Source organism: Oribacterium sp. HCP28S3_H8, assembly GCF_052064775.1.
Classification (GTDB): Bacteria; Bacillota; Clostridia; order Lachnospirales; family Lachnospiraceae; genus Oribacterium.
Genome location: NZ_JBQHUZ010000005.1, coordinates 12,635 through 25,867, shown reverse-complemented (window position 1 = coordinate 25,867; position 13,233 = coordinate 12,635). Strand labels below are relative to the sequence as shown.

Here is a 13,233-nt window from a genome sequence, read left to right as displayed (position 1 = left end):
CGTTTAGAGACTGTCTGCATTATAGCATGGAGGAGAAGACGTTGCAATTTCCGCCTCCAGCAAATATACTATTTAATAAACCTGTCCGTCGTGTACTACGGCGATGGAGCTTTGTATCGGAAATTGTGAAAAATCATAAAAACCTGGAGGAATGATATGACGCATGCAGATAAGGTCAGTGTTTCGGAGCTGATCAAAAAAGAGAATCTCAGAAATCTGACACCGGAAATTGATACGGATCATAAATATATGACCATCCCGGATGTGAACCGCCCGGCACTACAGCTCACCGGTTTTTTTGATCAGTTTGACTCGGAACGTGTGCAGATTATCGGAAATGTGGAAACGGCGTATCTTATGACGATGGACCGGCCGCACCGGAGAGCGAGATACGCGGAAATTACCAAGTATCCGATCCCCTGCATCATTTATGCAAGAGACATCGAGCCGGACAGCTGTATGGTAACGGCATGCAAGGAGGCCGGGATTCCGCTGCTGTCCTCTCACAGACCGACGACAGAGCTGGAAGGAGAAATCATCCGCTGGCTTAAGGAAAAGATGGCGCCGATGGTTACAGTCCACGGCGTGCTGGTGGATGTTTACGGAGAAGGTGTGCTGATCATGGGCGACTCCGGCATCGGCAAGTCAGAGGCGGCACTTGAGCTTATAAAGAGAGGACATCGTCTTGTTTCCGACGATGTTGTGGAGCTCCGCAAGATTTCAGATGACATCCTAGTGGGTTCTGCTCCGGATATTACCCGTAACTTCATTGAGCTTCGGGGCATCGGGATCATTGACATTCGCCAGATGTTCGGTGTAGAGTGCATCAAGGACTCGCAGAATATCGACATGGTGATCAAGCTTGCGGAGTGGTCCAAGGATAAAGAGTATGACCGTCTGGGACTGAAGGATAATTATACGGAGCTGCTTGGCAATAAGATTATAAGCTATGAAATCCCGATCCGTCCGGGTAGAAATGTGGCGGTTATCGTGGAATGCGCTGCTGTCAACAACCGTGCCAAGAAAATGGGCTATAACGCGGCACAGGTGCTGTATGACCGGGTCACGGCCAATATGAACGGCAAATATGACAACTGAGCCGGAAATCAATATACAAGGATTAACTTCTCATGAAGGTACTGAAAAACGAACCTCTTAAAAATCACACAAGCTTCCGGGTGGGAGGACCTGCCAGTGCTTATGTGATTCCGGAGGACGCAGATGAACTTAAAAAACTGATTGTTTTTTTATATAAAGAGAAACTTCCCTACCGGATCCTCGGCAATGGCACCAATCTGCTGGTGTCGGATGAAGGAGTTCCGGGGGTGGTCATCGAGCTCCGGTCGGGACTTGACGGACTGGAGCTGCTCGACGACCGCAGAGACGGAAGCATTCGCATCCAGGCAATGGCGGGGACACTTCTCTCGAGGACAGCGCTCTATGCCTACGAGCATGGACTCGCGGGGATGGAGGCGCTGCGCGGGATCCCCGGCACGGTAGGCGGCGCGGTTACGATGAATGCCGGCGCGTACGGTACGGAGATGCGGGATGTGCTGGAGAGCTGCGAAGTGATCACACGGGAGGGACAGGTTAAAACGCTTCCGCTGGAGGCGCTGGAGCTTGGATACCGGCATTCCATCATCCCGGAGTCGGGCCTGATTGTGCTGTCAGCGGTCTTCCGTCTCCGGAAAGGCGACCCGGAGGAGATTTTAAAGGAGATGCAGGAGTATCAGCGGAGGCGTGCCGAGAAGCAGCCGCTGGATAAGGCTTCTGCGGGCTCCACCTTTAAGCGGCCGGAGGGGCATTTTGCCGGGCAGCTGATTGAGGAGAGCGGGCTCCGGGGATACCGGCACAACGGTGCGGCGGTATCGGAGAAGCACTGCGGATTTATTGTGAATGAAGGCAGCGCGACGGCTTCCGATATCTATGCTCTGATACAGAAGGTCCGTACCAAGGTTCTGGAGCATACAGGCGTGGAGCTTACGCCGGAGGTGAAGATGTGGGGAAGCTTTTGATCGTAACAGGGATGAGTGGTGCCGGTAAGACGGTTGCACTGAAATCCCTTGAGGATATGGGATATTACTGCGTGGACAATCTGCCAATCCCGCTGATCGGCAAGTTTGCGGAGCTGCTTACGGATGGAAATGCGGAGATCAGCAAAGCGGCGCTCGGTGTGGATATCCGTTCCGGCAAGGACCTTCCGATGCTCAAGGAGGTTTTTGATGACTGGGACATCAAGGGCAGAGTGGAATATGAGATTTTATTTCTGGATGCCGCGGATGATGTGCTTCTGAAACGGTTTAAGGAGACAAGACGCGCCCACCCGCTGTCCAAGGATGGCAGAGTCGAGACCGGGATCCGGGAGGAGCGTACGGTGCTGTCATGGCTTAAGGAGCGGGCGGATTATATTATTGATACGTCGCACCTCCTTACCAAGGAGCTGAGAGCACAGCTTCAGGATATCTTTTTAAAAAATGCCGAGTATGAAAACCTGCAGGTGACGATCCTGTCCTTCGGTTATAAATATGGGATTCCGGAGGATGCGGACCTTTTATTTGATGTCCGGTTTCTGCCTAATCCTTATTATGTACCGGAGCTTAAGCATCATACGGGACTCGAGGAGCCGGTGCAGAAATATGTATGTCAGGATGGTGTAGCAGCGGAATTTATGGTTAAGCTCCTGGATCTGATTCGCTTCCTGATTCCGCACTATATCTCGGAGGGTAAAAACCAGCTTGTGATCGGGATCGGATGTACGGGAGGTCATCACCGCAGCGTAACCATCGCGGAGATGCTCTTTCAGGAGCTTAAAAAAACCGCGGACTATGGTCTCCGCATTGATCACAGAGATATTGAAAAATGATCGCAGAAGTAAACCGGCATGTGTATATAGTAAGCCCACCTTGATCAGCAATATTTTCCGGAGTGAAATATGCCGTGGATAATACATGCAAAGCAGCACAGGTGTAGGAACTTCTGCATCCGATTGTGAGACAAAGAGGATTGAAATGTCGTTTTCCAGAAAAGTGAAGGACGAACTTGTTAAAAAGGACTTTACAGTTACCGGAAAAGAATATAAGATTACAAGCGTCGATAATGAACAATCGTATATTAGAAAATATCTGAGAGATAAATTTCTGGAAGCTGGTTCTGTAACAGATCCCAACAAGGATTATCATCTTGAGTTTATCTGTCAGAATCAGGACGATGTGGGGAAGATTATGGCCGGGCTTCAGTCCTTCGGTCTGCATCCTAAGACAACGGAACGCGGCAAGCACCCGATCGTTTATCTTAAAGATGCGTCTGAAATCTCAGATGTACTGAACATTGTAGGTGCCCACAGCGCGCTGATGGATTTTGAGAATGTACGTATCCTGAAGGAAGTCAGTGAAAACGTAAATCGCCGGGTTAATTTTGAAACAGCCAACATTAACAGAACCGTGCGTGCCAGCATCCGGCAGACGGAGGACATCAGGCTTATACAGGAGAAGCTCGGGTTCAAAAATCTGGAACCCGGTCTCAGGGAAATTGCGGAGGCAAGACTCCGTAATCCGGGCGCTTCCCTGGAGGAGCTAGCGGCAGGGCTCGAAAGCCCGATCGGTAAAAGCGGTGCCAATCACAGGATGCGAAAGCTTGCCAGGCTTGCTGCGGAGCTTAGAAGCAAGACCGCAGAGGAGTAATTTACTTTACATTTTACTTTACGTTTCAACTAGTTTTATCAGGCTGAACGATATTGGAGGGCGTAAGTTATGAAGGACACAAATGTTACAGTCAATCTGCCTAAAAAGCAGGAGGATCATCCGGTTGCCATGCTTGTGCAGATTGCAAGCAGATATAATTCCAGGATTTATATGGCATCTGGCACAAGAAAGGTTAATGCCAAGTCCATTATGGGCATGATGGCTCTTGGACTTAACAACGGAGTGGAGCTTAATGTTTCTGCCGATGGTAATGATGAGGATGAGGCTCTCTCTGCCATTACCGGCTATCTTGCAGGAACCATTGAGGAATCTGCATAATAAGGATTTACATAAAGGTATTTTGCATAATTTTGCATGGAAGAGGAATCACCGGAAAGTGAAATCCGCATAAGAGTGAGAGAGGATCTATGATCCTTACTGTATGTACAACAGAAGGCGCCTGAGCAATCAGACGCCATTTTTTATAGGGAAGAACCGAACATGAGTTTTACACATTTGCATACGCATACCAGCTTCAGCCTGCTGGATGGCTCCGGTAAGATCCCGGAGATGATCGCCAGAGTCAAGGAGCTGGGGATGGATTCGCTTGCCATCACAGATCACGGCGTTATGTATGGCGTCATTGATTTTTACAAGGAAGCCAGAAAACAGGGGATTCGCCCGATCCTCGGGTGTGAAATTTATCTCACACCCGGCTCACGCTTTGACAGGGAAACAAGCAAGGGAGAGGACCGATACTATCACCTTGTACTACTGGCAGAGAATAATACCGGATATCAGAACCTGATGAAAATTGTATCCAAGGGCTTTGTGGAGGGTTTTTATTATAAGCCAAGGGTGGACTTTGACCTGCTCCGGCAGTACCATGAGGGGATTATTGCGCTCTCTGCCTGTCTTGCGGGCGAGGTTTCCAGAAACCTTACGAGAGGGCTGTATGATGAAGCCAAAAAGGCGGCACTGCGTTATCAGGAGATTTTTGGACCGGAGCATTTTTATCTTGAGCTTCAGGATCATGGATATCCGGAGCAGAAAAAGGTGAATGCAGGGATGCTCAGGCTGCACGAGGAGACTGGAATCCCCCTCGTCGCCACAAACGATATACATTATACCTATAAAGAAGATGCCGAGGCGCATGACATACTGCTGTGTCTGCAGACAGGGAAAAAGGTTGCCGATGAGGACCGGATGCGGTATCCCGGAGGGCAGTTTTATATCAAGTCCGAGGAGGAGATGCGGGCTCTATTTCCGTATGCAGAGGAGGCGCTGGACAATACCCATAAAATCGCGGAACGCTGTAATGTTGAAATCGAGTTTGGACACTATCATCTGCCTAAATATGAGGTGCCGGAGGGATATACCTCACTTTCATACCTTGAGGAGCTTTGTAACCAGGGACTGAAGGAGCGCTATGGAAGCGAGGGAGAGAAGTATCGAGAGAGACTGGAGTACGAAATCCACACGATCAGCTCCATGGGCTTTGTCGATTATTTCCTGATTGTCTGGGACTATATCCATTATGCCAAAACCCATGATATTGCGGTCGGTCCAGGCAGAGGCTCGGCGGCAGGCTCCATTGTAGCCTACTGCATCGGTATCACGGATATCGACCCGATGCGGTATCAGTTGATCTTTGAACGTTTCCTTAACCCGGAGCGTGTTACCATGCCGGATATTGACGTGGACTTTGAGTATGAGCGGAGACAGGAGGTCATCGATTATGTGACCCGGAAATACGGCAAGGACTGTGTTTCGCAGATCGTGACCTTTGGAACCCTTGCGGCAAAGGGTGTCATCCGGGATGTCGGACGTGTACTGGACGTACCGTATGCCAAATGCGATACGCTCGCAAAGCTTGTGCCTAATGAACTGAACATAACGCTGGACAGGGCGCTGGAGACGAGCCCGGAGCTTAAAAAGATGTATGACAATGACGAGGATGCGCACCGGATCATTACCATGTCCAAGCGCCTTGAGGGACTGCCAAGACATGCTTCCATGCATGCGGCGGGAGTCGTGATTTCCTCCAAACCGGTGGAGGAATTTGTCCCCTTGTCGCGCTCCTCGGATGGTTCGATCACCACCCAGTTTACTATGACAACGATTGAGGAGCTCGGGCTCCTTAAGATGGATTTTCTGGGACTCCGGACACTGACCGTTATAAAGGATGCCTGTCGTTCGGCAATGAAAAATTACGGGGTTACATTGGATCCTGCGACGTTGAATTATGATGATAAAAATATCTATGACATGATTTCCCAGGGAGACACTGCAGGCATTTTCCAGTTAGAATCCGGTGGCATGACAAGCTTTATGAAAAACCTGAAGCCTACCTGTCTTGAGGACATCATTGCCGGCGTTGCCCTTTACCGACCGGGCCCTATGGACTTTATTCCAAAGTACATAGACGGGAAACGCCATCCGGAGCGTGTAAGCTATGACTGCCCTGAGATGGAGCCGATCCTGAAGCCAACCTATGGCTGTATTGTGTACCAGGAGCAGGTCATGCAGATTGTGCGGGATCTTGCAGGCTATTCCATGGGCAGATCCGATCTTGTGCGCCGTGCCATGTCTAAAAAGAAAACGGCAGTCATGGAAAAGGAGCGCCAGAACTTTGTCTATGGAAATCCGGAGGAGCAGATCCCGGGATGCATTGCCAGGGGAATTTCCGAGGCAACCGCCAATCATATCTATGATGAGATGATTGACTTTGCAAAATATGCGTTTAACAAGTCCCATGCGGCTTGCTACGCAGTTGTGGCGTATCAGACGGCGTATCTTAAGTACTATTACCCGGCAGAGTTTTTTGCGGCTCTAATGACCTCCTTTATGGACAACATTAGTAAGACAGCAGAGTACATTGAGGACGTGCGGGAAATGGGAATCCCAATCCTTGCTCCGGATGTGAATGAAGCAGAAGTCGGGTTTTCCGTTTCCAACGGTGCGATACGCTACGGTCTCTCTGCGGTTAAGGGTGTCGGCCGCACGGCGGCAGAGCAGATCATCAGGGAACGGGAGCTGCATGGCAGATACCGGGACCTTGAGGATTTTGTGGTAAGAGTATCGGAGCGGAATATTAACCGCCGCGCCATCGAGTATTTTATCCTTTCCGGAGCACTGGATGCTTTCAGTGGAAACCGGAGAGAGAAATTTGCCATCCTGCCGACGATTCTGGAAAACAAAGTCAAGGAAAAGAAGGACTCCATGGCAGGGCAGATGACCCTTGCGGATCTTCTGGGAGAGGATAATGCCGAGGCACAGGAATTTAAGATACGGATGCCGAAGCTTAAGGAATATCCTAAGGAGGAGCTTCTGCAGTTTGAGAGAGATGCGCTTGGCGTATATCTCTCCGGCCATCCGCTGGATCAGTACCGGGAGCTCATGAACCGGAACTGCACAGCGTCAACCGCGGATTTCCGGCTGGATCCGGATACTGCTCAGGTGAAGCTTCCGGACGGGCAGAGAGTAACGGTAGGCGGACTTATTACAGATGTACGTACCAAAACCACCAAGAAAAACGAGCAGATGGCGTTTCTCATGCTGGAGGATCTGGTGGGGACGATTGAAGTGCTGGTATTTCCAAGGATCTATCAGGACGCAAGAGCTGCGCTTGTTACAGATGGTAAGATCCTGATCCGCGGCAGAGTTTCTCAGGGCGATGATGCAGATGCCAAGCTGATCGCGGAAAGCATTACTCCTTTTGAGGATGTGCCCAGGAATCTGTGGCTTCAGTTTGACACGATGGAAACGTATAAGGCAAAATGGCAGCAGGCGGAGAATGTTTTATTTGAGCATCCCGGCAGCAGCAGAGTAATGGTCTATCTTCGCCAGGAAAAAGCCGTAAAGCATGTCCGTCAGGATGAAGCGGTCCGTATCAGTGATGAACTTATGGAGGCGCTCAAGATACAACTTGGTGAAGAAAATGTCAAAGTCACCTGGGAGGTATTGAAAAAAGTGCAAAGATAGACTAAAATGAAAGCTCAGTTTAAATATTTCTTAATCCCATGCTATGGACAGGAAAACCTGATTCCAACCGACAGGATGACTGGATGAATGGAGGATTTGTTATGGCTGCAAAAGCTGTGAAAACAATTGGTGTATTAACTTCCGGTGGAGATGCTCCCGGCATGAATGCCGCGATCCGGAGCGTAGTTCGCACGGCTATACATGAGGGCCTTAAGGTAAAGGGTATTATGAGAGGCTATGCCGGATTGCTGGAAGAGGAAATCGTGGATATGGATACCACTTCTGTTTCCGATATCATCAGCCGTGGCGGTACCATCCTCTATACTGCACGTTGTAAGGAGTTTGTGACACCCGAGGGACAAAAAAGAGGCGCAGAGATCTGCCGGAAGCATGGCATTGATGGCATAGTCATTATCGGAGGAGATGGTTCCTTCCGCGGAGCAGGCAAGCTTTCCGAGCTGGGAATCAATACGATCGGCGTGCCTGGTACCATTGATCTGGATATTGCATGTACGGATTATACCATCGGCTTTGACACCGCGATCAACACCGCAATGAGCGCCATTGACAAGATCAGAGATACCTCGACCTCTCATGAACGTTGCTCTATTATCGAGGTTATGGGACGCAGAGCAGGATACATTGCTCTCTGGTGCGGTGTTGCCAACGGCGCAGAGGAAATCCTCCTGCCGGAGAGATATGATGGAGATGAGCAGGCCATCATCAATCGTATCATTGATTCCAGAAAACGCGGCAAGAAGCATTACATTATTATCAACGCTGAGGGCATCGGACACTCCACATCCATGGCAAAGAGGATTGAAGCCGCTACGGGCATTGAGACCAGAGCAACAATCCTTGGACACATGCAGCGTGGCGGTTCTCCGACCTGTAAGGATCGTTATTACGCTTCTATCATGGGAGCAAGAGCCGCACAGCTCCTGAAGGATGGCAAATCCAATCGTCTGGTAGCGTATAAGCACGGCGAGTTTGTGGATTATGACATTCAGGAAGCACTCAGGATGACCAAGGATATCCCGGAGGCGCAGTACGATATTGCAAAGCTGCTTGTAAGATAATAGATATAAGATGCAAGATAATTTAAGATGTAGAAAGCATGGCCAAGATGGTATCCCATCGAAACCATGCTTTTTTAAGGAGGAGTAATGGCAGTTCAGATCGAGAAGGGCTATACCGTACTTTGTGCATCCAATGCCTATGTACAGAAGTTTTACCTTAATCCGGAATATGATAATCTCCCAAAGGAAGTGAAGGAGAAGCTCCGGGTGATTTCTGTAGATTATACAGAGGATATTGGTGGGATCCTGCTTATGCAGTTCAACCGGCAGGGGAAGCTCGTGCTGGAGTCGGTTACGGATGGAACGGATACGTTGTTTGACGAGGCAGCATCGGATCGTAAGATAAAGGAGCTCTCGGAAAAAAATCAGGAGCTTTTCAGCAAGCTCGAGATGTACTATACCGCGATGAAAGCATTCCGCTCCGGTGCAGTGCCGGCAGGAGTGGATCTGTCGGTTTCCGGTCAGGAGGGAGAGCCGGGAGCAAGAAATCCGGAGGGACATGCCGAGGTACGCAGGGCAAGCAAGGAGGAAATCGAGGCGATTGAACACAAGGAGGAAGCAGAGGTGAAGCCCACCGGCTCCTGGGATATGCCGGTTGCGCCGGATGACGAGGATGCAGAGCAGACGGCATATCATACATTGTTTGGAGAGTGATAATGATAAAAATCGGAAATCTCGAGCTGAAGGGAAACATCATGCTTGCACCTATGGCGGGCGTCACAGATCTTGCGTACCGCGAGATTTGCGAGGATTTCGGCGTTTCACTTGCGGTAACGGAGATGGTAAGCGCCAAGGCAATCCTCTATCATAATCGCAATACGGAAGAACTCCTGCAAACTGGAGACAATGAGGGAGCTGCCAAGGGTCATCCCATTGCAGTTCAGCTGTTTGGCTCGGATCCGGACATCATGGGCGAGATTGCAGGGCGTTTGCAGGATCGTTTTGACATCATTGATGTCAATATGGGCTGCCCGGTGCCTAAAATTGTCCGTAACGGTGAGGGGTCGAGCCTCATGCAGCGTCCGGAGGAGGCTTATAAAATCCTGAGCACTATGGTAACGCATTGCAGCAAACCGGTTACAGTCAAGTTTCGCAAGGGATTCACCAAGGAAACTGCCAATGCCGTGGAATTTGCGCAGATGGCAGAGGCTGCAGGGGTATCCGCCATCACCGTGCATGGCAGGACAAGAGAACAGTATTACAGCGGAAAAGCCGACTGGGACTGCATTCGCAGGGTAAAGGAAGCGGTAAAAATCCCGGTTTTTGGAAACGGAGATATTTTTACGCCGGAGGATGCAATGCGAATGCTTACGGAAACCGGTGTGGACGGCATCGCTCTTGCGAGAGGCGTCAAGGGGAATCCCTGGCTGATCTCCAGAACGGCGCATTACCTTACGACCGGAGAGCTGCTTCCGGAGCCGACCGTACCGGAGATCCGCGAGGTGATACGGCGCCATGCAGAGCTCATGGTACGGTACAAGGGGGAGCACATGGCTGTCCTTGAGATGCGGAAGCATATGTCCTGGTATACAACAGGTCTTCCAAACTCCGCAAGGCTGAGAGATGAAATCAATCATGTCGAGAGTATTGACCGGCTCCGGGAACTGATTGCCATCATCGGCGAGTAAGCGTCATGGCAGAATCCTATACGAGTGAATACAACGGCATAATCCTTTATAGAGGCTTATAGAGTGAATATCATGGAATAATCCTTTATTGACAAACCTTTTATGAGAAGTTAAAATTACAACTCAGTGTGAAAAAGCATTTTATTACGGCTCCCGGGTATCCCGGAAGCCGACATTGTAGTCTTATACTGCATTGTGGTTTATGCTGATAAATTTCCACAGAATGATTGTCCACAGGAAAGGATCACGTAATATGGCTGAAGGAAAAAAGAATTTACTGACACGGGAAGGTCTTAATAAATATGAGGCAGAGCTTGAGGATCTTAAGGTAAACCAGAGAAAGCAGATTGCTGCAGAGATCAAGGAAGCAAGAGAGCAGGGTGACCTCTCGGAAAATGCCGAGTACGATGCAGCCAAGGATAAGCAGAGAGAGATCGAGGAAAGGATCGTCGAGCTGGAAGCACTGCTTAAAAACGCTGAGGTCGTTGACGAAGGCGAGGAAGGTGAAATCAACATCGGCTATAAGGTAAAGCTGTATGATGTCGATGCGGATGAGGAAGTTGAGTACTATCTGGTAGGATCGTCTGAAGCAAACTCTCTCGAGGGTAAGATCTCCAACGAGTCTCCGCTCGGACAGGCGCTGATCCATCATAGAGCCGGTGAAACCGTTACGGTTGAAACCGCAGAGGGACCTCTTGACTTTAGGATCGATGAGGCAGTGAAGTATTCCAACGTGAACGATACTGAGGAGGACAAGTAATGGCAGAAAATCATAATGCTAAGGAGCAGGCAGGCGCACAGCCGGTTGATATGAATCATATCCTCCTTGCTCGCCGTGATAAGCTCACTGAGCTGCAGGCAGCGGGAGAAAACCCCTTTGAGATTACGAAGTACGACCAGAGACAGCATTCGCAGGAGATCAAGGACAATTTTGAGACGTTTGAGGGGCAGACGGTCTCCATTGCGGGACGTGTTATGTCCAAGCGTGTCATGGGCAAGGCTTCCTTTATGCATGTGCAGGATAAAAATGGTCAGATCCAGTGCTATGTGACAAGAGATGATCTTGGTGAGGATTCCTATAAGAAGTTTAAGAAGCTGGATCTCGGAGATATCGTCGGTGTTGAGGGGTTTGTCTTTAAGACCAAGATGGGCGAGATTTCCGTGCATGCCAAGTCCGTGACGCTGCTCTCCAAGTCCCTGTATCCGCTGCCTGAGAAGTTCCATGGTCTCCAGGATACGGATACCAGATATCGTCAGCGGTATGTGGATCTTATTATGAATCCGGAAAGCAAGGATGTCTTTATCAAGAGATCCCAGATTATCCGTGAAATCCGGAATTTCCTGGATGCAAGAGGATTTATGGAGGTTGAGACGCCGATGCTTGTGGAGAATGCCGGCGGCGCCGCAGCAAGACCCTTTGAGACACATTACAATGCGCTGAATGAGGATGTCAAGCTTCGTATTTCACTTGAGCTTTATCTTAAGAGACTGATTATCGGCGGTCTGGAGCGTGTATTTGAGATCGGTCGTGTATTCCGTAATGAGGGTGTGGATACCCGTCATAATCCGGAGTTCACCCTCATGGAGTTGTATCAGGCATATACCGATTACAATGGCATGATGGACCTTACCGAGGATATGTTCCGGACACTTGCGGAGAAGGTCTGCGGTTCTACAACGATTACTTACCAGGGCACAGAAATTGACCTTGGCAAGCCCTTCCGCCGTCTTACTATGACAGAGGCAATCAAAGAGGAAACCGGAATCAATTTTGATGAGGTTAAGGATCTTGCAGAGGCAAGAAAATTAGCGGACGAGCATCATGTGGAATATGAGGAGCATCATAAAGTCGGTGATATCGAAAACAATTTCTTTGAGACTTTCTGTGAGGAGAAAATGATCCAGCCTACGTTCATCATGGACCATCCGGTGGAGATCTCACCGCTCACTAAAAAGAAGCCTTCGGATCCGTCCAAGGTTGAGCGTTTTGAGCTTTATATTTACGGTCGTGAGATGTGCAACGCATACTCGGAGCTTAACGATCCGATTGACCAGAGAGAGCGTTTCCAGGCACAGGATGCGCTGGCAGCAGCAGGTGATGAGGAAGCCAACCACACCGACGAAGACTTCCTGCATGCCATGGAGATCGGTATGCCGCCAACGGGTGGCATTGGTTACGGCATTGACCGACTGGTGATGCTGCTGACGGATTCACCTGCCATCAGAGACGTTTTGCTCTTCCCGACAATGAAGACCAAAGACGAAAAAAACGCTTAAAACAAAGGGTTTCTGATGTGCAAACGCACCAATTTACCAACGATTTACCAACAGTTTGACAGAAGCACGTACCAGTAAAGCAGGATATTGACCTGTGATGAAGGCGCTCCGTTTGGGGCGTCTTTTTTTGTTGGCAAAATCCGGCTTGGAATCGTTTAGAGCTTTGGGAACGGCAAAAGAGGTTATGCGCGGTTCCGGTTTTTGACAATCGCACATTCAACGACGGGATGGAGCCGTTTGGCAAAATCATTTCTGATGACGTGTAAGGTACTGCGGGAGGAATCGTGCTGCGGCTGATATACTTCCATGTCAAGGATACCCGGACGGGATTCGCGCATTCTCCAAACTACAGGGAAAGGAAACGGCATGGCTCAGGATTACGGGGAAGACGTTGGCGAGATGCTGATGCAGGCAATCGGGAACCAGACCGGCAGGGCGCTGGAAAGGTTCATCGACAACAAGGCAAGGGACTGGCACAAGGAACGGCTGATGGAAAGCGGGAGGTCCGAGGAAGAAGCCGAGATTGAAGCGGAAGCCCTCGCGTCGCGCGAACAAGTCTGCCTTCCATTCGGAACCTCCAACGAT

Annotated in this window: 10 protein-coding genes and 1 pseudogene; all 11 read left to right on the top strand. The window is 49.7% G+C overall.

The annotated features are described in order from the left end of the window. Window positions 1–156 precede the first annotated feature (156 nt). Entirely contained in the window at window positions 157–1,098 is a 942-nt protein-coding gene (gene hprK, locus ACTNEN_RS07285) for an HPr(Ser) kinase/phosphatase (RefSeq protein ID WP_441205468.1), read from the top strand. Between the two features lie 32 nt (window positions 1,099–1,130). Further along, complete coding sequence (gene murB / locus ACTNEN_RS07280; RefSeq protein WP_441205466.1) at window positions 1,131–2,015, top strand: UDP-N-acetylmuramate dehydrogenase; 885 nt, start codon at window positions 1,131–1,133, stop codon at window positions 2,013–2,015. 11 nt (window positions 2,016–2,026) lie between these two features. After that, a complete protein-coding gene (gene rapZ, locus ACTNEN_RS07275) occupies window positions 2,027–2,863 on the top strand; it encodes an RNase adapter RapZ (protein ID WP_441205716.1) in 837 nt (278 codons plus the stop codon). Between the two features lie 145 nt (window positions 2,864–3,008). Next, window positions 3,009–3,680, top strand: a complete 672-nt coding sequence (gene whiA, locus ACTNEN_RS07270) for a DNA-binding protein WhiA (protein WP_441205464.1) — start codon at window positions 3,009–3,011, stop codon at window positions 3,678–3,680. Between the two features lie 69 nt (window positions 3,681–3,749). Next, window positions 3,750–4,019 carry an HPr family phosphocarrier protein gene (locus tag ACTNEN_RS07265; RefSeq protein ID WP_441205463.1) on the top strand — a complete coding sequence of 90 codons (270 nt, stop codon included), beginning with the start codon at window positions 3,750–3,752 and terminating at the stop codon, window positions 4,017–4,019. A 162-nt stretch (window positions 4,020–4,181) separates the two neighbouring features. Next, window positions 4,182–7,664, top strand: a complete 3,483-nt coding sequence (locus tag ACTNEN_RS07260) for a DNA polymerase III subunit alpha (RefSeq protein ID WP_441205461.1) — start codon at window positions 4,182–4,184, stop codon at window positions 7,662–7,664. A gap of 101 nt (window positions 7,665–7,765) precedes the next feature. Continuing rightward, window positions 7,766–8,743, top strand: coding sequence for a 6-phosphofructokinase (gene pfkA, locus ACTNEN_RS07255; protein ID WP_441205459.1), 978 nt, complete (start codon window positions 7,766–7,768; stop codon window positions 8,741–8,743). An 87-nt stretch (window positions 8,744–8,830) separates the two neighbouring features. Further along, complete coding sequence (locus ACTNEN_RS07250) at window positions 8,831–9,397, top strand: DUF6145 family protein (protein ID WP_441205458.1); 567 nt, start codon at window positions 8,831–8,833, stop codon at window positions 9,395–9,397. Further along, a complete protein-coding gene (dusB, locus tag ACTNEN_RS07245) occupies window positions 9,397–10,371 on the top strand; it encodes a tRNA dihydrouridine synthase DusB (RefSeq protein WP_441205715.1) in 975 nt (324 codons plus the stop codon). The genes ACTNEN_RS07250 and dusB overlap by 1 nt, the downstream gene beginning before the upstream one ends. A gap of 253 nt (window positions 10,372–10,624) precedes the next feature. Next, window positions 10,625–11,131, top strand: a complete 507-nt coding sequence (greA, locus tag ACTNEN_RS07240) for a transcription elongation factor GreA (protein ID WP_441205456.1) — start codon at window positions 10,625–10,627, stop codon at window positions 11,129–11,131. Next, window positions 11,131–12,642 (top strand): annotated as a pseudogene (gene lysS, locus ACTNEN_RS07235) (lysine--tRNA ligase); the annotation flags it as partial. The gene greA and the pseudogene lysS, both read left to right, overlap by 1 nt. Between the last annotated feature and the right edge of the window lie 591 nt (window positions 12,643–13,233).